The 20,099-nt window shown below is 58.9% G+C and carries 18 protein-coding genes and 1 pseudogene; 6 read left to right on the top strand and 13 right to left on the bottom strand.

Annotation, left to right across the window (positions count from 1 at the left end):
- The 4 genes and pseudogenes from GYRE_RS10580 to GYRE_RS10595 form a co-directional block, all read left to right on the top strand.
- Positions 1-620, top strand: a pseudogene (locus tag GYRE_RS10580) (FUSC family protein); the annotation flags it as partial.
- Positions 621-623: 3 nt separating this feature from the next.
- A complete protein-coding gene (locus tag GYRE_RS10585) occupies positions 624-2,087 on the top strand; it encodes an MdtP family multidrug efflux transporter outer membrane subunit (RefSeq protein WP_038255200.1) in 1,464 nt (487 codons plus the stop codon).
- A gap of 75 nt (positions 2,088-2,162) precedes the next feature.
- Positions 2,163-2,399, top strand: a complete 237-nt coding sequence (gene yjdI, locus GYRE_RS10590; protein WP_006817351.1) for a 4Fe-4S mono-cluster protein YjdI — start codon at positions 2,163-2,165, stop codon at positions 2,397-2,399.
- Between the two features lie 11 nt (positions 2,400-2,410).
- Entirely contained in the window at positions 2,411-2,683 is a 273-nt protein-coding gene (locus tag GYRE_RS10595; RefSeq protein ID WP_006817350.1) for a GNAT family N-acetyltransferase, read from the top strand.
- 83 nt (positions 2,684-2,766) lie between these two features.
- Here the strand turns inward: GYRE_RS10595 and GYRE_RS10600 are convergent, their stop codons facing one another.
- Genes GYRE_RS10600 through GYRE_RS10615 form a run of 4 tightly spaced genes read right to left on the bottom strand, consistent with a single transcriptional unit; the run spans position 2,767 to position 7,142 of the window.
- Positions 2,767-4,269 carry an MFS transporter gene (locus tag GYRE_RS10600; protein ID WP_006817349.1) on the bottom strand — a complete coding sequence of 501 codons (1,503 nt, stop codon included), beginning with the start codon at positions 4,267-4,269 and terminating at the stop codon, positions 2,767-2,769.
- Positions 4,270-4,278: 9 nt separating this feature from the next.
- Complete coding sequence (locus GYRE_RS10605) at positions 4,279-5,496, bottom strand: cytochrome P450 (RefSeq protein WP_038255157.1); 1,218 nt, start codon at positions 5,494-5,496, stop codon at positions 4,279-4,281.
- The gene (locus GYRE_RS10610; RefSeq protein WP_038255158.1) at positions 5,493-6,149 is read right to left on the bottom strand and encodes an HAD family hydrolase; all 657 of its coding nucleotides are present in this window, start codon (positions 6,147-6,149) and stop codon (positions 5,493-5,495) included. Before GYRE_RS10610 ends, GYRE_RS10605 begins: the two co-directional genes overlap by 4 nt.
- A 3-nt stretch (positions 6,150-6,152) precedes the next feature.
- Entirely contained in the window at positions 6,153-7,142 is a 990-nt protein-coding gene (locus GYRE_RS10615) for an AfsA-related hotdog domain-containing protein (RefSeq protein ID WP_006817346.1), read from the bottom strand.
- Positions 7,143-7,345: 203 nt separating this feature from the next.
- Here GYRE_RS10615 and GYRE_RS10620 point away from each other — a divergent pair, with 203 nt between their 5' ends.
- Together GYRE_RS10620 and GYRE_RS10625 are read left to right on the top strand one after the other, a co-directional pair.
- Complete coding sequence (locus GYRE_RS10620) at positions 7,346-7,657, top strand: ArsR/SmtB family transcription factor (RefSeq protein ID WP_006817345.1); 312 nt, start codon at positions 7,346-7,348, stop codon at positions 7,655-7,657.
- A 233-nt stretch (positions 7,658-7,890) separates the two neighbouring features.
- Positions 7,891-8,523: a LysE family transporter gene (locus GYRE_RS10625; protein ID WP_006817344.1), complete on the top strand. Its 633-nt coding sequence runs from the start codon at positions 7,891-7,893 to the stop codon at positions 8,521-8,523.
- Between the two features lie 27 nt (positions 8,524-8,550).
- Here the strand turns inward: GYRE_RS10625 and iolB are convergent, their stop codons facing one another.
- The 9 genes from iolB to iolD form a co-directional block, all read right to left on the bottom strand.
- Positions 8,551-9,363: a 5-deoxy-glucuronate isomerase gene (gene iolB / locus GYRE_RS10630; RefSeq protein WP_038255160.1), complete on the bottom strand. Its 813-nt coding sequence runs from the start codon at positions 9,361-9,363 to the stop codon at positions 8,551-8,553.
- A gap of 9 nt (positions 9,364-9,372) precedes the next feature.
- Positions 9,373-10,263: a myo-inosose-2 dehydratase gene (gene iolE, locus GYRE_RS10635; RefSeq protein ID WP_038255161.1), complete on the bottom strand. Its 891-nt coding sequence runs from the start codon at positions 10,261-10,263 to the stop codon at positions 9,373-9,375.
- A gap of 14 nt (positions 10,264-10,277) precedes the next feature.
- Complete coding sequence (locus GYRE_RS10640) at positions 10,278-12,182, bottom strand: bifunctional 5-dehydro-2-deoxygluconokinase/5-dehydro-2-deoxyphosphogluconate aldolase (RefSeq protein ID WP_038255163.1); 1,905 nt, start codon at positions 12,180-12,182, stop codon at positions 10,278-10,280.
- A 12-nt stretch (positions 12,183-12,194) separates the two neighbouring features.
- Positions 12,195-13,328 (bottom strand): Gfo/Idh/MocA family protein, encoded by a 1,134-nt coding sequence (locus GYRE_RS10645; protein WP_006817340.1) that lies wholly within the window; start codon positions 13,326-13,328, stop codon positions 12,195-12,197.
- An 11-nt stretch (positions 13,329-13,339) separates the two neighbouring features.
- On the bottom strand, positions 13,340-14,368 hold the full coding sequence (locus tag GYRE_RS10650) for an ABC transporter permease (protein WP_006817339.1): 1,029 nt from the start codon (positions 14,366-14,368) through the stop codon (positions 13,340-13,342).
- 11 nt (positions 14,369-14,379) lie between these two features.
- Entirely contained in the window at positions 14,380-15,927 is a 1,548-nt protein-coding gene (locus tag GYRE_RS10655; RefSeq protein ID WP_038255165.1) for a sugar ABC transporter ATP-binding protein, read from the bottom strand.
- A gap of 54 nt (positions 15,928-15,981) precedes the next feature.
- The gene (locus tag GYRE_RS10660; protein WP_006817337.1) at positions 15,982-16,911 is read right to left on the bottom strand and encodes a substrate-binding domain-containing protein; all 930 of its coding nucleotides are present in this window, start codon (positions 16,909-16,911) and stop codon (positions 15,982-15,984) included.
- Between the two features lie 41 nt (positions 16,912-16,952).
- The gene (gene iolG, locus GYRE_RS10665; RefSeq protein ID WP_006817336.1) at positions 16,953-17,939 is read right to left on the bottom strand and encodes an inositol 2-dehydrogenase; all 987 of its coding nucleotides are present in this window, start codon (positions 17,937-17,939) and stop codon (positions 16,953-16,955) included.
- A gap of 233 nt (positions 17,940-18,172) precedes the next feature.
- A complete protein-coding gene (iolD, locus tag GYRE_RS10670) occupies positions 18,173-20,098 on the bottom strand; it encodes a 3D-(3,5/4)-trihydroxycyclohexane-1,2-dione acylhydrolase (decyclizing) (protein WP_038255166.1) in 1,926 nt (641 codons plus the stop codon).
- Position 20,099: the final 1 nt, after the last annotated feature.

The raw sequence follows: 20,099 nt of genomic DNA on the forward strand, positions 1-20,099 counted from the left end.
CCGGGATCCAGATTGGCTTTACCTTTTCGCTGGCGTTTTTAAGCTGGTTTGGCCCGCTGTACAACCTGACGGAGCTGCGCGATCGCGTTATCGGTATTCTGCTCGGCGTGCTGGTCTCGTCGGTCGTCCACCTTTACCTGTGGCCGGACAGCGAGGCCCCGCAGCTAAAGGCGAGCCTCGCCAGCCTCTACCGCCGGGTGGCGGGCTATCTCTCGGTGCGTAAAGAGGAAGCCGAAGTGGTGCCGCTGTTCCAGGCGCTCACCAACAGCGAATCACTGATGCACCGGGTTGCCGCCGAGCCGCTCAACACGTATGCCCACCCGCACCCGGAGGCGAAAACGTGGCCAGTGCAACAGGCCTGGCGTCAGGCGCAGGAGGTCGTGCGCTTAAGCGAAGGCTACCGAATGTATGCCGCCCCGGAGGACACCTTTTTACGCCAGTGCGCCACGCAGCTGCAGGCGTACGCCGGGTATATCGAACAACCGCAGGATGCCCCACCGCACAGCGAACCGGTGGTTCCGGATGCCCGCAATCCGTTTGGCCCTCCCCTGCAGAAGGCGCTGGCAGCGCTTCCCCACTGGCCGCCCGCCCCTTCCGACATTCAGCGACAGGCAGAGTAAGTGATGAAGAAAATGGACACCACCGCGCGCTTTTTACGTTTTTCGCCGCTGGCCTTTGTGCTGCTTGGCGGCTGTGCGCTGATTCAGGACGATCCCGGTCAGGTACGAATGACCGATCCGCAGCAGGCGGAGCTGGCGCAGGTTATCCACCTCGCTCACAGCGGCTGGCCGTCGGCGCGCTGGTGGGAAAACTACCACGATGCCCAGCTTAATATGCTGGTCAACCGGGCGCTGCAAAACTCCCCGACCATGCAGGGCGCGCGTCTGCGCATCAGCCAGTCGCAGTCCACCGTTGAGCTGGCGCAGTCCTCCATCGGCATTCAGGCCACCGGCGTGGCGGCACAGAACTATCTGCGCGTAACCAATCAGGAGCTGACCTGGCCCTACTCGTTCTCACTGCCGAAGGACCGCAACGGCCCGTGGTATACGCTGAATACCGTCGGGGTCGGCGCATCGCTGAATATTGACCTCTGGGGAGCCGATCGCGCTCAGGTGGCGGCGGCAATGGGCGAGAAAAACGCCCGCATCGCCGAGACCGCCGGTATCGAACTGGATATCGCCAGCAGCGTTGCCCAGCTCTACTTCGCCATGCAGACCAGCTTCCAGAAGGTGGCGCTGCTGCAGGAGCTGGAAGCTATCTCTCAGCTGTCTCTGAAGGCTCATGAGCACCGCAGCGGGCGCGGGGTAGAAACCCGCGTTGACGTCGCCAATGCCCGCGCCGAGATGCTTGCCGCCCAGCAGCAGGTGATCCAGGAGCGCGGCATGCAGACCCGCTATCGGGAAACCCTGCGGGCGCTAATCGGTGCCGATGCGCACAGCATGCCGGAGATCCACCCGGTGCCGCTCCCGGCGTTGCAGCAAACGCTGCCGGATATCCTCTCATTCGAGCTGCTGGCGCGCCGCCCGGATCTGCAGGCCCTGCGCGGCTACGTTACCGCCTCGTTAAGCCGGGTTGATGCGGCCAAAGCGGCGTTTTATCCGCACTTTGATATCAAAGCATTCTGGGGCTATAACGCACTGAACGTCGGCGATCTGTTCAAATATTCGTTCCAGCAGATCAACATCCTGCCGGGCCTGTACCTGCCGCTGTTTGACGGCGGTCGTTTGAATGCGGCGCTGAAGTCGGTACGTACCGGCAGCAACATACTGATCAAGCAGTACAACCAGGCGGTGCTCGACGCGGTGCGCGACGTGGCCATCAGCTCAAGCCAGCTCAACGACCTTAATCAGCAGGTGGCGTTACAGCAGGAGAAAGTGACGGCGGCACTGGCAACGACCAACAGCGCAGCGGCGCACTTCCAGCGCGGGCTGGTGAGCTATTATGCTTCTCAGGAGGCACGTCGTCCGGCGCTCGCCCAGCAGCTGCTGTTGCTCGACATGCAGTCACAGCAGCTCAGCACCGACATTACGCTGATTAAAGCCCTCGGCGGTGACTACCGTGGGCAGGATGTGCCTTCTCAACCCTGAGCGGCATACATTCCCGGGCGTTGGCGCTATGCTAAGACGTGCAACGATAATAAAAGCAATGTCAGAGGCAATGTCATGAGTACGGATAAAGCATTACTGGAAGCGGGTTACCGCCAGTACAGCGGCGAGAAAATCGACGTGTACTTTAATACCGACATCTGCCAGCACTCGGGAAACTGCGTGCGCGGCAGCCATCAGCTGTTTGATTTGAAACGCAAGCCGTGGATCATGCCCGATGAAGTAGACGTGGCGACGGTGGTGAAAGTCATCGATACCTGCCCGAGCGGTGCGCTGAAATATCGACATAAATAAGCGAGAGAGCGATGGAAATTCTGGAAGGCCATAACAAGTTTTACGTTAACGATGCCAGTGGAAACCAGGTCGCGGAGATTGTGTTCGTGCCGACCGGTGAGCACCTGAGCATTATTGAGCACACCGACGTTGACCCGAGCCTGAAGGGCCAGGGCGTCGGTAAAAAGCTGGTTGCCCGCGTGGTGGCGAAAATGCGCGAAGAGCACCGCAAGGTGATCCCGCTGTGCCCGTTCGCCAAACATGAGTTTGATACCACCCCGGAATACAACGACATCCGCGCATAAAAAAAAACGCACCGGCTCTCACCGGTGCGTAAACCCTCCATGGTTTTACGACTTCCTTTTTCGTCCCCACAACACACACAGAGTCAGGCACTCACCTTCTTATTGCGCATCATCAGCACAACAGAGAGTGAAATTACAATCGAGATAACCAGCAGCACCAGTACGGTATGGCTGAAGGCCTCGGTATAGACACTCTCAAGCCAGCTCGCCTGTTCGGCGCTTGCCTGAGCGAAAGCATTTCCGGAAACCACATCCGCCAGATACTGATTCGCAGTCGTCCCTTCCGGCACCGGCTTCGAGGCCAGCGCGTGGAAAATCCCGGTCGACATCAGCGAGCCATAAATGGCGACGGCGATGGCTTCACTACCCAGACGGAAGGTATTGAGGATCCCCGCCGCGCGTCCGACCTCATGGGCGGACACCACGCTCAGCGCGATCCCATCCACCAGCCCAGCAGAAAGCCCCATCCCGGCACCCACCAGCAGCAGGCTCAGCAGAATTTGCCCCATCGACATGCTGCCCTGGTTGAAGATCCACAGCAGCAGCAGACCACCAACAAACAGCACCAGGCTAATCACCAGCAGTAAATTAGCGGAAACGCCGCGCGTCACCAGCTTGCCTGCGACAATCGGTAGCACCAGCACCGGCGAGGTCAGCGCCAGCATCACCAGCCCGGATTCAAGCGGCGAGAGGCTCTTCATGGCAATCAGCCAGGTCGGGAACCAGGTCAGCAGCGTCACGAAGCAGAAGCTCGCGACCACCGGGATAAGGATCATCGACAGGAAATAGTGGTTACCGAGCAGCGCAAAGTTGACCATCGGATTCGGCGAACGTTTTTCTACCGCCACGAAGCACAGCAGCAGAACCAGGCCAGAACCCAGCAGACTCAGGGTGAAGTTATCGCTCCAGCCAAGTTCGGCGCCCTGGGTGATGCCAGTCATCAGCAGGAACAGCGAGACGATAAAGAGCAGGATCCCGGCGATATCGAGCGACGGCTTCTCGGCCTTCTTCACCGCTGCCGGAATGGTGACGGTCAGGATCAGCACCACGAACAGCGCAATGGCGTGGACGACGAAAATATCGCGCCAGCCCGCCACGTTCAGCAGCCAGCCGGAGATGGTGGGACCAAAGGTGATACCCAGCCCGGCGGTGGTGCCAAACAGCGCAAACGCACGGGTACGCTGAGCGCCGCTGAAAGTTTGAATGAGGATGGCGCTACCGCAGGAGAAAATCGCCGCACCGCCGATGCCCGCCAGCGCACGCGCCGCGTCAAGCACATAGATATTCCCGGCGCTCCACGAAAGCACGGAGGCAAGGAAATAGAGCCCGGCACCGGCAATAAACGAGCGCTTACTGCCAAACACGTCCGCAAGCCCTCCCCAGGCCAGGGTAAAGCTGGCGAAGGTCAGGTTAAAGGCGTTGACCACCCACTGCAGCGAGGCGGTTTGCGAGTGGAGATCGGCGCTTATTGCCGGGAGGGCTATCGCCGTCCCGGAAATAGACGTCGGTACCACGAACACTGCAATCAGAATGCAGAGCAGGATCATGGTTTGCGATGACTTTGCTTCAACAACTTGTGTTTCCATTATTTAACCTTATTTACGGATAGTACAAACCGGGAGCTGTGCAGGTCTCCTGAGAATAATTCCTTCATTCCAGATAAAGTTTTCCGGTAATACGTGGTCTGATAACCGTAAATCAGGGGCGAGTCGGGCTATTGTTTTTATTGCCGTACAGATTTCCAGTTTTGCCAGTTCCTGCCCCATGCAGTGATGCATGCCATAGCCAAACTGCAGGTGGCGTGGGCCGTTGCGGAACGGGTCAATCGTTAAGGGAGAGGCGTACACCGACGGGTCACGGTTAGCGAGAAACACGTCCGGGAAAATCGTTGCCCCGGCCGGGATAGTGACGCCGGAAAGCTCGATGGCTTCGCTACAGATGCGCGGAAACGCCGAGGCGGTGCCGAGGTTGGTCAGACGAATCAGTTCATCCGCCACCTGCTCCGTGGTTTCCGGGAAGTCCACCACCTGCTGCCACAGCGTTTCAGTGCACAGCAGCGCGTAGAAAATCTTGGTCATCACCGTCAGGGTATTCTGGTCACCCCCCAGCAGCGAGCCGAGCAGAATGGCGGTAATCTCTTCGTCGTTTAGCGGCGGCGTGGCGCTTTCACGCATCGCGACAAAGCGGGCAATCAGGCCATCGTCCGCGTGCTGCCGCACGCCGGTAACGTGCTCGAACAGGTACTGATAGAGCGCGGTAAACTTCTCAATGAGATCTTCCACCTGCTGCGGGTCGGCTTTTTGCACCGTCACGCTGAGCACGCGGAAGTACTCTTTCTCCACCAGAGGAATGCCGAGCAGCAGGCAGTTAATCTGCACCGCCAGCGGGTCGAGCACGTCCTGATACAGATCAAACGCCTCACCGGCACGGGCGGCCTGCATCAGCGTTTCAATCGCGTCGACCATGTGCGGCGCAAGCCACGCCAGGCCGCTGGCGCTGTAGTCTTTCGCCACGAAGCGCTTCATCCGCGCATGGTGCGGAAAGTCGAGGTTCAGCAGTAAATCCTTCGGCGTCAGCGTCGGTAAAATGCTGGGCCCGTTCGGCTCGTTCGACGGCCCGCGCAGGCAGGTATTGCTGGTCAGCACTTTTTTGACGTCGTGATAGTTGATCACGTGCCAGGCCTCGTGGCCGCTCAGCAGTTTGATTTTGCCTGCCCGCTGGTAGCTGGCGGGCTCCAGCACCTCATAGCCCGGCGTGCAGTCGTAATGCGGAATGGTGGCAACGGATGGCCACGCAAAAGCGGTGGTATTCACAGGAAAACCTCCTGTCGTTGCAGCACGGCGATAACCTCTGCCACCGTGCTGGAGCTGTCTTTGAAATGCACGCTCTTCCAGCCGTACTGCTCGGCCGCCATGCAGTTCTCCAGAACATCATCGATCAGCAGGTTCTCGTGCGGGCGCACACCAGCGCGCTCGGTGGCGATGGCGAAGATCTCCGCCTCCGGTTTACGGCAACCCACTTTGCAGGAATCGACGATGACATCGGCCTCTTCGCTGATGCCAATCACCCGCTTCCAGTGGTCTTCCCACTCCACCACGTTGTTGGTGAGGATCCCCACCTTCAGCCCCGTGGCTTTGACTTTGCGGAACAGGTCGATCATCAACTGGTTAGGCAGAATGCCGTCGAACCACTGCTCGCCAAACTCCTCGAGCCGGGCCCGGGAGAGATCCAGCTCCGGGACAGATTGAGACAGCTTCTGGCGAATTCCCGCCCCCCATTCGCGCTCGGTAATAATCGCCTTTTCAATAGGCGTCAGTACGCCCATATTCAAATCGTCGGCAACCTCTTTCATTGCCCGCTGTAGTACTGCCGGGGGGATACCGGTCTTCAGATAATAAGAGGTAAAAAGATCCGGAATAGACGGCGACAGTACGCCACCAAAATCAAACCATATTATTTTCATCATTTTTTACTTAAACGTAATAGTCAGTTCGGCCCCAGAGACCAGCTTCTCGTCCTGAGAAATCGTCATGGGAATGACGGTGCTTTTTTTGTCATCGGTGAGATAAATATCACCCAGCCGCGCATGGCAATAAACGGGCTTATGGAATTCACAAAACCGTGTGAAATTCACGTTGTAGCGGCTAATCACCAGGTCAAAACTCTGCGTTCCCAGACGGCTACGCATCGCGAGCAGCGCGGTCTGACGATAGGCTTCCATCAGCAGCATGCCCGGCACGTGATCCAGCGGGTGGTCGAAAATTGACGGATGATCCTGGTCGACAATCACCGTGGTGGTCACCCCGCCGTCGTGCATATCCGCATTGCCCACCACCACGTTTTGCGGCAGCTGGCGGCCCACTTCGTGGGTGGCGGCGGCGAAAACGGAGGTGGTGTCGTGGCACTCCAGCGGACGCTGGCTGCGCAGACGGTGCCATTTGCGGTCGTCCATCCATGAAATATTCATGATTTTCTGCGCGCAGCAGTAGCCGTCGACGTAGATATCCATACGGAAAATCAGCCCGGTCAGCTCGGATTTGCGAAACTTCCGCTCGATAATATCGACTTCAACAATGACGTTAGAGCACTCGGTTTTGTACGGGATGTCACTGTCAAATAAGGTAAAATCGGCGTCATCAAAAACAAATTTGGCGCTGTATGGGACGGCAAAGAAATTATGCGTCACGTAGATTGACGTTTGTCGGCAAATTTCCAACAATAAAATGGCGTCGTACACTCGATCGCTCGATTTCCGGTACGGGAGATCGTTAAAGTAAATATGCGATTTTGGTAAATAACCTGCGGTGATGTATTTATTATCGTGGATCTTTCTGATATCTGTTAAAAAGACTTCCCCCACCGCCGCACGATGAACACATGATTTTGGTATGGTGTTCTGATAATTATATGAGCCGGTCCTGATTATGAATTCTGATTCAACATCTTCGATAAAAGACATGTTAACCCCATTAAATCAATCATTAACCTCAGGATTAGGGTTATCTCACTCACTCGTAGTAAGATAACCGTTAATCGTTCGCCTCACATCGTACGTATCACCCCACACGTACGTTCGATGATCATCGAACACCTATTAAAATTCAGGATTCCTGGACTTTTGTCAAGAATCTGTTAAGAGAAATCTGTAAATCAGGAGAAAGAATGGAAGAAAAGGTCGCCGAAGAGGCAGTTCCCTTTGATATGGTTAAGGTTTTCAAAGCTCTTGCCGACCCAGTGAGGCTAACGATTGTGCGTGGATTGCTGGCTGACAAGCCTGGAGCCGAACGACATTGTTCCACTTTTGGGCTCACCGTCACACGAGCGACTCGCTCCCATCACTTCAAAGTGCTACGTGAAGCCGGTCTGATCCGTGTGGTCGACAAGGGCAATATGGCCGTCGCCGTGTTACGTTGGGACGAGATTGAGAACGACCTTCCGGGCCTGGTGAAGCTCATTCGCCACACGGATAAATAACCAAAAATAGTGCTATGAAGTACCGAAATATATACGCCTGAAGACCTGTTAAAATAGTAATAATAACGTTTTCAGTGGTATAAACTTCCGGCTGTTCCGCTTAGTTCAGCCGGAAGTTCCTTCCTTATTTTTCATTTTTTTGCGCCGTGAGAATAATACGCGATAGCCCTCACACCCTTTCACATTAGTTACTATTATGATTTGATAGAATAATTCGCGCAGAGAGAAAGCTGATGGATCCTTTCCACGCCATAGTGCTGACCGTTGGACTGTTTGTTTTGACCTTTTTTAACCCCGGCGCCAATCTGTTTGTGGTGGTACAAACCAGCCTCGCTTCCGGACGACGGGCGGGGGTCATCACCGGGCTCGGCGTCGCGCTCGGCGATGCGCTCTATTCCGGATTAGGCCTGTTTGGCATGGCAACGCTCATCACCCAGTGTGAAAGCCTGTTTTCCGCTATCAAGATTGTCGGCGGCGCGTATCTGCTGTGGTTTGCGTGGAAAAGCCTGCGTCGCCAGCCTACGCCGATGTCCTCCGCCCTGCTGCAGCCCATTGTGGCACCATGGCATGTGTTCTTTCGCACCGGAGCGATCACCTGCCTCTCCAATCCGCAGACGGTGCTGTTTTTCATCAGTATTTTCTCGGTGACCTTAAGCGCGCAGACGCCCACCTGGGCAAAACTGCTGGCGTGGTGTGGGATAGTCCTGAGCTCGGTAATCTGGCGGGTATTCCTGAGCCAGGCGTTTTCGCTGCCGGCGGTACGCCGTGGCTATGCGCGGACGCAGAAAGTCGCCAGCCGGGTGATTGGGGTGGTGATCGGCGCGTTTGCCGTGAAGCTCATCTGGGAAGGGGTAATGCGTAAGTAGCCGATCCTTCCGTGGATCGGCGCTTCTTCAGGCAGGGTAATCGCGGTTGATCCAGGCGTGATCCTCTTCCCAGGTGAACATCCATTGGCGCACCGGACCTGCCATCACGTTGAGATAGTAGCTGTCATACCCCGCCATCGTCGCCACCGGATGATAGCCTTTTGGCACCATCACCACGTCACGATCGTACACCGCCATACACTCGTCCAGCTCCCGGTCGTCGGTATATACCCGCTGCATACAAAAACCCTGCGGCGGGTTGAGACGGTGATAATAGGTCTCTTCGAGGTACGTTTCCTGCGGCGGGTTATCGGTGTCGTGCTTGTGGCTTGGATAAGAGCTGGTGCAGCCTTCGTTGGTCCACACTTCCACCACCAGCAGGCTGTCGGCGGGTTTATCTTCCGGCAGAATGTTGTGCACGTAGCGCTGATTATGCCCCTTGCCGCGCGCTTCGCCGTCGATATCCTGCGGCGCAATCAGGCGCGTTGGCCAGTTGCCTTTGCCCGGCGCGGCGCACACCGCCAGCTCGAGTTTCGTCAGCGCCTGCACCTGAATGCTTTCGTCCGGCGTCACGTACACCGCCCAGGGTTTGATGCGCTCGAACGGACTCATGCGCTCGCCGATGTCGGAAAACTGCGCCGTTGGGGTACCGATGGAGGCGCGGCCTGCAACCAGCACCAGACAGCGCTCCTCGCTGACCGCGGGCAGCGTCAGCCGCTGTCCCTCTTCCAGTTGGTATGCTTCAAACCCCACATAGCCCCAGCCCGCACGAGCGGGTGTCACCGCCTGGGTGCGGCCACTGACATCCGGTTTTTGCCAGCGTGAGAGTAAACGCGACATGTTTCCTCCTCAGATTAGCCCGGCATCACGGGCGAAGCGGCTCAGGTTGTTGTAGCCCAGACGCGCGTAGGTCAGCGGATGGGCGATAGCCGGATCCTGCTCGGCCTCCACCACCAGCCAGCCCTGATAATGGTTAGCTTTAAGCAGTGCCATAATCGGCGGGTAGTTCACGCTGCCGTCGCCCGGTACGGTAAACACGCCGCTCAGCACCGCGTCGAGGAAGCTGGTTTTGCGGTTCTTCACGTCCGCCAGCACGTCGGCACGTACGTCTTTGCAGTGAACGTGGTTAATACGTGAAGCCCAGCGCTGCGCTACCGCCAGCGGATCTGCCCCGGCAAAGGTCAGGTGCCCGGTATCCAGCAGCAGACCCACCTCTTCCCCAGTATGTTTCATCAGATTATCCACATCTTCGGCGGATTCAATCACCGTCCCCATATGGTGATGATAGGCAATCTGCACGCCCTGCTGTTGGGTATAGCGGGCAAACTCGCTGAGCTTTTTGCCATATTCGGCCCAGCGTTCCTGCGGGAAGCGCGGGCGTAAATGCACCGGCGTTTGCTGCTCGCCGTGAATGCAGTGGGTCACTTCGGCAAATACCATGACCTTCGCCCCCAGCTCGCGCAGCAGAGTCAGATGCGGCTGCACGGCGGCAATCTCTTCTTCGACGCTGCGCTCCAGCAGGCGCCCGGAGTACCAGCCGGACACCAGCGCCAGGGAATGACGCTGGAGAACAGGGCCCAGCAGGCGGGCTTCGCGCGGGAACTTGTTCCCCAGTTCAAAGCCGGCAAAACCAGCCTCTTTACCTTCGCTGAGACAGGTTTCCAGCGACGTTTCAGCGCCGAGTGACGGGAGGTCATCGTTGGTCCAGGTCAGCGGATTAATACCCAATTGTACGGTCATCGTATTCTCCTGAATTATGCGTTCCCGCGCTCGCGCCACCAGGCGATAAGCTGCAGGTAGTTGTCCCGAATGCGCGCCACCAGCTGCGCGTCGTCAATATCGTGTTTCAGCCAGGCGCGGGACGCATCACCAAACAGCGTCCGCCCCACGGCAAACCCTTTCACCAGCGCATGACCGGAAGCGGCCTTGAAGCCAGCACGCAGCTGCTCTGCCGGTGCATCCAGCCCCAGAATGACCACCCCGCGGCAGTGCGGATCCCGGCGCTCGATAATCTCGCCAAGCTGCGCCCAGCCCCCGGAGGAGAGCGGCGGCAGCTTCCACCAGTCCGGGTAGATACCGATGTTGTAAAAGCGCGATACCGCCCGCAGGTACAGCTCGTCGCTGCGCGGCATGTCGGCGGGGAGGATCACCTCCAGCAGCAGCTCATGACCGGACTGACAGCAAGCGTGGTACACCTCGGCGACCTTTTGCTCCTGCTCCAGACGCAGACCATGGGCATCTTCCGGGTGGAAAAAGACCAGGCACTTCACCACATGCTCCTGCGGCCAGCTAATGAGCTGCGTGCCGATGTTGCCGCGCTCCATCTCCAGCGGGCGAGAACCGGGCAGTTCTACCGGGCGGCCAATCCACCAGCCTTCGCCGGTGATGGCGTTGAGCGCGTCCTGGCCGAAGGTGCCGTCACACAGCAGCCCGGCTTTACCTTCCAGCCCCGCACGATCTGCTGCCTCCCGGCTTGCCTGCAGGATCAGCGTTTTTAATTGAGGAATGCGTTTGAAATCAGCCCCGCACTGCAGCGCCATCTCTTCCAGCTGGCTGCGGTGATCGAAGGCCATCACGCACAGTTCTGGCCACTCGCGGCGACGAGTGGTGACCCGGTGCAGATGGTTCAGACGAGCGTCAAGATCCGGGCGCGGTACTTCTGCCTCGCGGGAGAGATAGTCGTCCAGCTCCACTTTGCTCGGCATCGCCGGGGCGCAGCCGTGGCGTGACACCACCAGCGCCCCGCAGGCGTTGGCGTAGCGGCAGGCCTGCTCCCAGCCTTCATCGTTAAGATAGCCGCGCAGCAGGCCGGACATAAACGCATCTCCGGCCCCCAGCACGTTCAGCACTTCGACACGCACGCCGGTGACGTTAAGGGCGCCGTCGAGGTGCGATGGGATCGGCCCTTCGTACACCGAGCAGCCCCGCGCCCCGCGCTTGCAGACGAGCGTTGCCCCGCTCACTTCACGCACGTGCTGCAGCGCCGTTAAGGTGTCGGTGCTGCCGCCGGCGATGTGAAACTCCTCTTCGGTGCCAACAATCACATCAAAGAGACTCAGCACCGCCTGTAGCTCGCGGGTAACCTGTTCGGCGGCGATAAAGCGCGTTTCGCCATCGCCAGGTGAGGTGAGCCCCCACAGCACCGGACGGTAGTCGATATCGAGCAGCGTGCGCACGCCGTGGCGTCGGGCATAGCCAAGCGCCGTCAGCACCGCCTCGCGGGTTTGTGGATGAGAAAGGTGGGTCCCGGTGATGGCCAGACTTCGTGAAGCGGCGATGTACTGTTCGTCGACGTCGGCGGCGGTAATCGCCATGTCGGCACAGTTATCGCGATAAAAAATCAGTGGGAAGGTGTCCCGGTCTTTAATGCCGAGTAGCACCAGCGCCGTGAGGCGCGATTTATCGGTTATCAGATGGCTGGTATCACAACCAACCTGGTTAAGTTCTTCGCGCAGAAAGCGCCCCATATGCTCGTCGCCAACCCGCGCCAGCATTGACGAACGCAGCCCCTGGCGCGCCGTGCCGTAGGCGACGTTGCCGGACGAGCCGCCGAGGTATTTGGCAAAGCTCGACGCATCTTCCAGACGCGCGCCAATCTGCTGACTGTAGAGATCAACCGCCACGCGGCCCATGCAAATCACATCAAACTGCTTTTCCACGTTGACTCCTCATCAGACAATGTCGTTCACGTTCAGCCAGCGGCCCTGCTGGTGCGAAAGCGCCATGGCGTCCAGCACGCGTGAGACTTTCCATCCTTCGGCGAAATCCGGCCACAGCGGTGCGTCGGCGGCAATGCCGTCCACCAGATCGCGCACTTCCACGGTTTTCTGGTCGTTAAAGCCAATGCCGTGCCCCGCCCCCATGCAAAATGCCCCATATTCCGGGTGCGCGGGCCCGACCAGCAGCGTGCGGAATCCCTGGCGGTTCACCGGGTCGTCGTGCAGGTAAAGCTTGAGTTCAGCCATCCGCTCCTGAGTGAAGCTTATCGTGCCTTTGGTGCCGGTAATGACGTACGACAGCCCCATTTTGCGGCCGCAGGCCACGCGGGAGGTTTCAATCACCCCCTGAGCGCCGTTGGCAAAACGCACCATCGCGTGAGCCTGATCCTCGTTCTCGACCGCCACCATCTGGCTTGCTCCCGCCTGTACCGGGCGCATCGGCACCACGATTTTCATGTCGCCGCACACCTGCGCTATGTCACCGACCAGGTAGTGCGCCATGTTGACGATGTGCGCCGCCAGGTCGCCAAGCGCCCCGAGGCCCGCGGTCTCTTTGAAGCAGTGCCAGTGGATAGGCGCCAGCGGGTCAGCCATATAGTCTTCGTTATGGGTGCCGTAGAAGTGGATAACCTCACCGATTTCACCGCGGGCGATAATCTCTTTCGCCAGTTTCGCCGTCGGGTTTTTCATGTAGTTAAAGCCCACCAGGGTCTTCACCCCGGCCTTTTCGGCGGCTTCCACCATCTCCCGGGCATCGTGGGCATTCAGCGCCAGCGGTTTTTCGGAATAGACGTGTTTACCGTGGCGGATAGCCGCCAGCGCCATCTCTTTGTGCAGATGGTTCGGCGAACAGATATCCACTACATCAATGTTTGGATCCGCCACCAGCTCGCGCCAGTCGCCGGTGGAGCGGCGAAAACCGAACGCCTCGGCCCGCTCGGCGGCGAGCTCCGGCGTCACTTCTGCCACCATTTCGCGCACCAGCTTGCCGCGCAGGTTAAATACCGTCGGGGCCTGGGCATAGGCAATGGCGTGCGCCTTGCCAATGTAGCCGGTCCCAATAAGTCCTACTCGCACCTCTTTCATCTACACACTCCTTACAGTGCACCGCGACGGCTCTTGGCGTAGGTATCAAACGCCACGGCCAGAACGATAATTAATCCGGTAATAATCTGCTGGTAGTAGGCGGAGACGTTCATCAGCACCAGGCCGTTAATCAGAATGCCCATGATGATGGAGCCGATGATGGTGCCGCCAATGCGTCCATAGCCGCCCATTAGCGAGGTTCCGCCGATCACCACCGAGGCAATCACGCGCAGCTCAAAGGAGATCCCCGCTACCGCTTCGGCGCTGCCGAGACGGGCGCTGAGGATGAAGCCCGCCAGCCCGGCGAGACAGCCAATCAATACGTAGACGCTCACCAGTACTCTTTTGACGTTTACCCCGGCCAGGCGCGCGGCCTCCGGGTTACCGCCGATGGCGTAGACAAAGCGTCCCCAGCGGGTTTTATGCAGCGCCAGGTAGCCGCCGAGGGCGACGATGGCAAAAATCCAGATAGGAATGGAGATGCCGAGCAGTTCGCCACGGCCCCACCAGCGGTAGCCCGCATCAAAGCCCGCAATCGGGGCGCCGTCGTTAATCACCAGCGTCAGGCCGCGCCAGATGGTCATGCCACCCAGGGTGACGATGAACGGCGGCAGGCGCAGACGGGTAACGCCGAGGCCGTGCAGGAAGCCGATCGCGGTGCCCATCGCCATGCAAATGCCGATACCAATCAGCCAGCTCATGCCGCCCCAGGCGTTGGGATCGACGGTAGTAAAGTTATCGCCCTTGATCACATAGGCGGCGGTCATGGCACAGACCGCAAGAATCGAGCCTACCGACAGATCTATCCCGGCGGTCAGAATGACAAAGGTCATCCCCACGGCCATGATCCCGTAGATCGACACTTCGGTCAGGATGTTGAAAATATTACGTTCTGACAGGAAATTGCTGTTCTGCAGCTGGAAGAAGATCAGCAGCAGGATCATGAAAATCAGCACCCCGAAGCGCTCGAAGAAAGCGATCAGGTCGGTACGTCCGTTGCGTTTAGTCGCGGTCGGCGTTTTTGAAATCATCTGCGTCATTGGAGACTCCGTTAGGCCGCGTTCAGGGCGTTGTGGTTGATGGCCATCATCATCATCAGCTTTTCTTCTGTGGCGTCGTCACCGTGAATCTCACCGGTCACCCGGCCTTCACTCAGGGTGATAATGCGGTCAGACACCGCCATCACTTCCGGCAGGTCGGAGGAAATCACGATCACCGCCACGCCGGTTTTTGCCATATCGAACAACACCTGATGCACTTCGGATTTGGTACCCACGTCGATACCGCGCGTTGGCTCATCCACAATTAACACCCGTGGGTTCAGCGCCATGCAGCGCGCGAGGATCACCTTCTGCTGGTTGCCGCCGGAGAGCTTGCGCACCTCCTGCTCGCTGTTGACCATCTTGATTTGCAGCGCCTGGCGATAAGATTCGATCAGCGCATCTTCTTTGCGGGTGTTGACGAAAAAGCGCCAGCGCAGCAGCGAAGAAAGGCTTGAAAGCGAAAGGTTGTCGCGAATCGACAGCCCCAGCACCGCGCCCTCTTTTTTGCGGTCTTCCGGCACCAGCGCGATGCCCTTGTCGAGGGCAAACAGCGGGTCGCGCGGCTGATACGGCACGCCGTCAAGCTCAAACGCACCACGGGTAAAACCGTCAGCACCAAACAGGCAGCGCGCCACTTCGGTGCGCCCGGCCCCCACCAGCCCGGCAATGCCTAACACTTCCCCGGTATGTACCTGGAAACTGATGTCATGCAGCGCGATACCGTGCGGATCCAGCGGCGGTTTCTCCCGGCACAGCCCTTCCACCTTCAGGCGGACCGGCTTGTCTTCATGGTGGGTTTCACTCGCCGGACGGCGGTCGAAGACCACATCACGCCCCACCATCAGGCGGATCAGCTGTTCCACATGGGTTTCCGCCACCGTGCCGCTGCCGGTGTAACGGCCATCCTGGAAGACGGTGAAGCGGTCGCAGAGCTGGAACACTTCGTGAAGGCGGTGCGTCACGTAGATAATGCTCACACCACGACTTTTCAGCTCGCGCACCACCCGGTGCAGGCTCTCCACTTCGCTGTCGCTGAGCGCAGCGGAGGGTTCATCCATGATGATCAGTTTGGCGTTCAACGTCAGCGCGCGGGCAATTTCCACCATCTGCTGCTGGGCGACGCTCAGGCGCGCCACGGCGGTGGTGGGTGCCACGTTGAGCTGCAGGTAATCGAGGATCACCTTCGCCTCCTGATTCACCGCTTTTTCATCGACGATCAGGTTGCGTTTACGCGGTTCGCGGCCAAGAAACATGTTCTCCGCCACGGTCATGTTAGGCAGGAGGTTGAACTCCTGATAGATGGTGATAATGCCTTTGTTCTGCCGCTCGACCGGTGAATCGTCCACCGGCAGCGTTTCACCATTGAACCAGATATCACCCCGCGTCTGCGGCTGTGCGCCCGCCAGCGCCTTCAGCAGGGTCGATTTTCCCGCACCGTTCTCGCCAAGCAGGGCGTGGATCTCGCCCTCCCCGACGGTGAGCTGGGCGCTGCTGAGCGCCCAGACGCCGGAGAAGCTCTTGGCCAGATCGGTAACTTTCAGTAAAGGTTGCGACATCAGTCTGCTCCTTCGTCACGTTGGGCCGCCGCCAGGGCGGCGGCTCGGGGCGAATCAGTTACCGGCTTCGCCGATACGCTCAGCCTGTTGCAGGGTGTCTTTGGTGATAAGGGTCGGTGGATAGTCTGCGCCGACGATCGGCTTCTTCTCACGCACGTTTGCCACCAGTTGGGTCATCGCCGTTTGCACCGCAAAACCCGGACGCTGATCGGCGGTCACCGCCAGCCAGCCGTCGCGAACCCGCGCCAGTGCTTCCGGCACCGCATCAAAACCGGTGACCAGCACTTCGCCCGGCTTCAGACCCTGGCTCTGCAGCGCTTCAATGGCACCGAGCGCCATATCGTCGTTCGCGGAGAGGATCACCTGCGGACGTTTTGGCAGTGACGGCAGTACGCTTTCTACAATGCGCATACCTTCAGAACGCATCCAGTTACCGGTCTGATCGGCGACGATCTTGTACTTATCGCCACCAGCCTTCAGGCTGTCGCGGATCCCTTTGGTACGTTCAATGTTGGAAGAGGAGCCCGGCTGGCCGGTCAGCAGGATTATCTCAGCACCGTCAGGGAATTTTGCTTTCACAAAATCACCGATCGCCTGGCCGCCCTTGTAGTTGTTGGCGCCAAAGTGCGGCACTTTTTTCTGGCTGTCGACCGAACGGTCGAGGGTCACCACCGGCAGTTTGGCGTCCTGAATTTCATCCACGGCGCTGGAAACGGCGTTAACGTCGTTTGGCGAAACGATAAAGCCCTGCGCCCCGCGGGTGATGGCGTTTTCGAGGTCAGCCACCTGTTTCGGTGAACTGCCCTGGCCGTCCAGCACCTGCAGATTAACCCCCATCTCTTTCGCGGCTTTCACCGCCGTGCGCTGCATGTGGACTTCAAACGGCATCGCCAGGTTCGGCGTGCTGAATACAATTTGCTCGTTCTCGGCAATGGCCGCCCCGGATGTCACTGCGATGAGGGCGGCTAAAATCAGCTTTTTCATTGTTATGTCTCTCTGTGTAGGGTGTGTTGTTGTCAGGTAAATCAGAGGAAGACTTCACGATTATTTTTTAACGATTCCAGCGCTTTATCCGCCAGATACAGCGCGCGTTCGCCGTCATCGCCGCTGCACTCAGGCGCTGCATCACCGCGCAGAACCGCCACGAAATGCTCCCATTCCAGGGCGTAAGCGGCGTGGTAACGCTGGAGGAAGAAGTGCTCCGGCAGCGCGCCGGTACAGCCCTCTTTCCCGTAATGCTGAACCTGGTTTTCCAGAATGTTGCCCGCCGTCAGCAGCCCTTCGGAGCCGTGCAGCTCCAGACGCTGGTCGTAGCCGTAGGCCGAGCGACGGCTGTTAACGATGGTCGCCAGCGCACCAGAGGCGTATTTGAGTACGATAAAAGCGGTATCGATATCGCCCGCCGCGCCAATCGCCGGATCCACCAGGTTACTGCCCTGGGCATAGACCGACACCGGCTCTTCGCCCATCACGAAACGCGCCATGTCGAAATCGTGGATGGTCATATCGCGGAACATCCCGCCGGAGACGCGAACGTACTCCGCCGGCGGCGGTGACGGATCGCGGGAGATGATGAGCAGGGATTCTGGTTTGCCGATGCGGCCATTTTCCGCGTCGGTTTTCACCCGGCGGAACTGGGGATCGAAACGGCGGTTAAAACCGATAAACAGCGGTACGTCGTACTCCTTCACCACTTTCAGGCAGTCGCGGACGCGAGCCAGATCGAGATGAACCGGTTTTTCACAGAAAATGGCTTTGCCGTGCCGGGCGGCGAGTTCGATTAAATCGGCGTGTGTATCCGTGGCAGAGGCGATAAGTACGCCGTGCACGTTTGGATCGGTCATGGCCTCGTCGATCGTTTGCAGACGTGCCTGATATTTCGTGGCGAGGCGGGTGGCGAACTCCTGGTTCGGATCGACCACCGACCACAGCGTGGTCTCTTTGTGAGTGGCGATGTTAGCTGCATGTACCTGGCCAATTCGACCAGCTCCCAGTAAAGCGATGTTAAACATAACGGCTCCCGGTGTTGATGAATGCGATAAACTAACGACACAGCAAATAAAACATTTATTTCATTTTTATAAAATTTGAAAATTATGTTTTTGAGTGTGAGTTAACACTTTTGTTAATGGATGGATAAATTTTGTTATCACTATCACAACATCAGGGGAATCGGGTTACTGCGATGGGTTGCCCTCACCCGCCCGGTGAGGGGTTGAGGTGAGGGCAAAAACGAAGGGAAAAACTAGTACTGACGTGCGCGTTTCAGCTGCGCCTGAGTGGCTTCTGCCGCCTGCTGTACCGCCGGAGAGTGCGCCACCTGGGCATCGCCGGTACGCCACCATGCGGCATAGTCGTGGGTCATGGTTTTCGGCAGCACTTTGATATCGAGCAATGCCGGCCCCGGACAGGTGCGAACCTCCGCCAGCGCGGCCAGCAGGCTTGCTTCATCATGTACCCGCCAGGCGCGACAGCCGTAGCTCTCGGCGTTCTGCGCGAAATCCACCTTCACCAACGGGCCGTCAAGCCTGCCGCTGCGCGGATTACGCTTGCGGTTTTCGGTGCCAAAACTGCCCATTCCGTGGCCCATCTGCAGGTTATTGATACAGCCGAAACCGGCGTTATCGAACAGCAGTACGGTGACTTTAATTCCCTCCTGCACCGCCGTCTGTAGCTCGGAGTGCAGCATCATATACGAGCCGTCGCCCACCATGGCGTACACCGGCTGCTCGGGCATCGCGAGGCGTGCGCCGATAGCGGCGGCAATCTCGTAGCCCATGCAGGAGTATCCGTACTCGAGGTGATAGCTGTCCGGGGTGTGGACCTGCCACAGGCGCTGCAGATCGCCGGGCAGCGAGCCTGCGGCCCCCACCACGATCGCGTCATCTTCAATATGCTGGTTAATAAGCCCCAGCACCCGGGTCTGGGTGAGGCGGGTATTGAGCGTTTCACCGTATTCCGCAAGCGCGGCATCAAGATGCCCCGCGACTTCCGGTACGTCATCCGGCTGCCAGTCGCGCTGCCACAGCCGCTGCAGTTCATCATTCCATTCGGCTTTCGCCTGCGGGATCTCTGCCTGCCAGTCGCTGCGATAATCGGTCAGCGCCCCGCTGAGCGCCTTCAGGCCACAGCGGGCGTCGGCGATGAGCGGCGTAGCGTCGAGCTTCAGAGCATCAAACTCCGCCACGTTCAGCAGTAAAAACTCAACGTCCGGATGTGCGAACAGCGCTTTCGAACCGGTGGTGAAATCGGTAAGGCGGGTGCCCACGCCAATCACCAGATCCGCCTGCGGCGCAATCAGGTTCGCCGCCAGCCCCCCAGTCACCCCCAGCCCGCCGAGGTTGAGCGGGTGATCGCTCACCAGCGCCCCCTTCCCGGCCTGGGTTTCGGCAAATGGTAGATGGTATTTTTCAACAAACTGCTGCAGCGCCTGATGCGCGCCGGAGTAGCGAACCCCACCGCCGCAGACCACCAGCGGACGGCGCTTGCGGGCAATCAGCGCGCGCGCCTGCTCAAGCCTTGTCGCATCCGGCGGACGGCGTTCAATGTGATGCACCCGGCGGGCAAAGAAGCTCAGCGGATAGTCCCAGGCTTCGCCCTGCACGTCCTGCGGCAGGCAAATGGTCACCGCCCCGCAGTCCGCCGGGTCGGTCAGTACCCGCATGGCGCTCAGCATCGCGCTCATCAGCTGTTCCGGGCGATTGATGCGATCCCAGTAGCGGGAGACCGGGCGGAAGCAGTCGTTGGTGCTGATGCTCAGGTCGTGATACTGCTCAATCTGCTGCAGCACCGGGTCCGGCTGGCGGCTGGCGTAGATGTCGCCCGGCAGCAGCAGGAGCGGAATGCGGTTGGCTGTGGCGGTGGCAGCGGCGGTCACCATGTTTGCCGCCCCCGGCCCGACCGACGAGGTCACCGCGATCACCCGCTGGCGGCGATGCTGTTTGGCAAAGCCGGTGGCGATATGCGCGATCCCCTGTTCGTTGCAACCCTGGTACACCTTCAGATGCCCCGGATCCTGCTCCAGCGCCTGTCCCAGCCCCAGCACGTTGCCGTGACCGAAGATAGTCATGACGCCCTCCACGAAGGGCGTCTCCTGACCGTCTACCGACACATACTGCTGATTCAGAAAGCGGACCAGGGCCTGAGCCATGGTCATGCGTTCGGTTTTCATA

The organism is Yokenella regensburgei ATCC 49455 (assembly GCF_000735455.1).
Lineage (GTDB): Bacteria > Pseudomonadota > Gammaproteobacteria > Enterobacterales > Enterobacteriaceae > Yokenella > Yokenella regensburgei.

Bases quoted from the DNA above. Each gene is read 5' to 3' on its own strand.
- GYRE_RS10600 (WP_006817349.1), bottom strand. From the start codon at position 4,269: ATGGAAACACAAGTTGTTGAAGCAAAGTCATCGCAAACCATGATCCTG.
- GYRE_RS10585 (WP_038255200.1), top strand. From the start codon at position 624: ATGAAGAAAATGGACACCACCGCGCGCTTTTTACGTTTTTCGCCGCTG.
- GYRE_RS10645 (WP_006817340.1), bottom strand. From the start codon at position 13,328: ATGAAAGAGGTGCGAGTAGGACTTATTGGGACCGGCTACATTGGCAAG.
- iolE (WP_038255161.1), bottom strand. From the start codon at position 10,263: ATGACCGTACAATTGGGTATTAATCCGCTGACCTGGACCAACGATGAC.
- GYRE_RS10660 (WP_006817337.1), bottom strand. From the start codon at position 16,911: ATGAAAAAGCTGATTTTAGCCGCCCTCATCGCAGTGACATCCGGGGCG.
- GYRE_RS10595 (WP_006817350.1), top strand. From the start codon at position 2,411: ATGGAAATTCTGGAAGGCCATAACAAGTTTTACGTTAACGATGCCAGT.
- GYRE_RS10610 (WP_038255158.1), bottom strand. From the start codon at position 6,149: ATGATGAAAATAATATGGTTTGATTTTGGTGGCGTACTGTCGCCGTCT.
- GYRE_RS10615 (WP_006817346.1), bottom strand. From the start codon at position 7,142: ATGTCTTTTATCGAAGATGTTGAATCAGAATTCATAATCAGGACCGGC.
- yjdI (WP_006817351.1), top strand. From the start codon at position 2,163: ATGAGTACGGATAAAGCATTACTGGAAGCGGGTTACCGCCAGTACAGC.
- GYRE_RS10655 (WP_038255165.1), bottom strand. From the start codon at position 15,927: ATGTCGCAACCTTTACTGAAAGTTACCGATCTGGCCAAGAGCTTCTCC.
- GYRE_RS10625 (WP_006817344.1), top strand. From the start codon at position 7,891: ATGGATCCTTTCCACGCCATAGTGCTGACCGTTGGACTGTTTGTTTTG.
- iolD (WP_038255166.1), bottom strand. From the start codon at position 20,098: ATGAAAACCGAACGCATGACCATGGCTCAGGCCCTGGTCCGCTTTCTG.
- iolB (WP_038255160.1), bottom strand. From the start codon at position 9,363: ATGTCGCGTTTACTCTCACGCTGGCAAAAACCGGATGTCAGTGGCCGC.
- iolG (WP_006817336.1), bottom strand. From the start codon at position 17,939: ATGTTTAACATCGCTTTACTGGGAGCTGGTCGAATTGGCCAGGTACAT.
- GYRE_RS10620 (WP_006817345.1), top strand. From the start codon at position 7,346: ATGGAAGAAAAGGTCGCCGAAGAGGCAGTTCCCTTTGATATGGTTAAG.
- GYRE_RS10650 (WP_006817339.1), bottom strand. From the start codon at position 14,368: ATGACGCAGATGATTTCAAAAACGCCGACCGCGACTAAACGCAACGGA.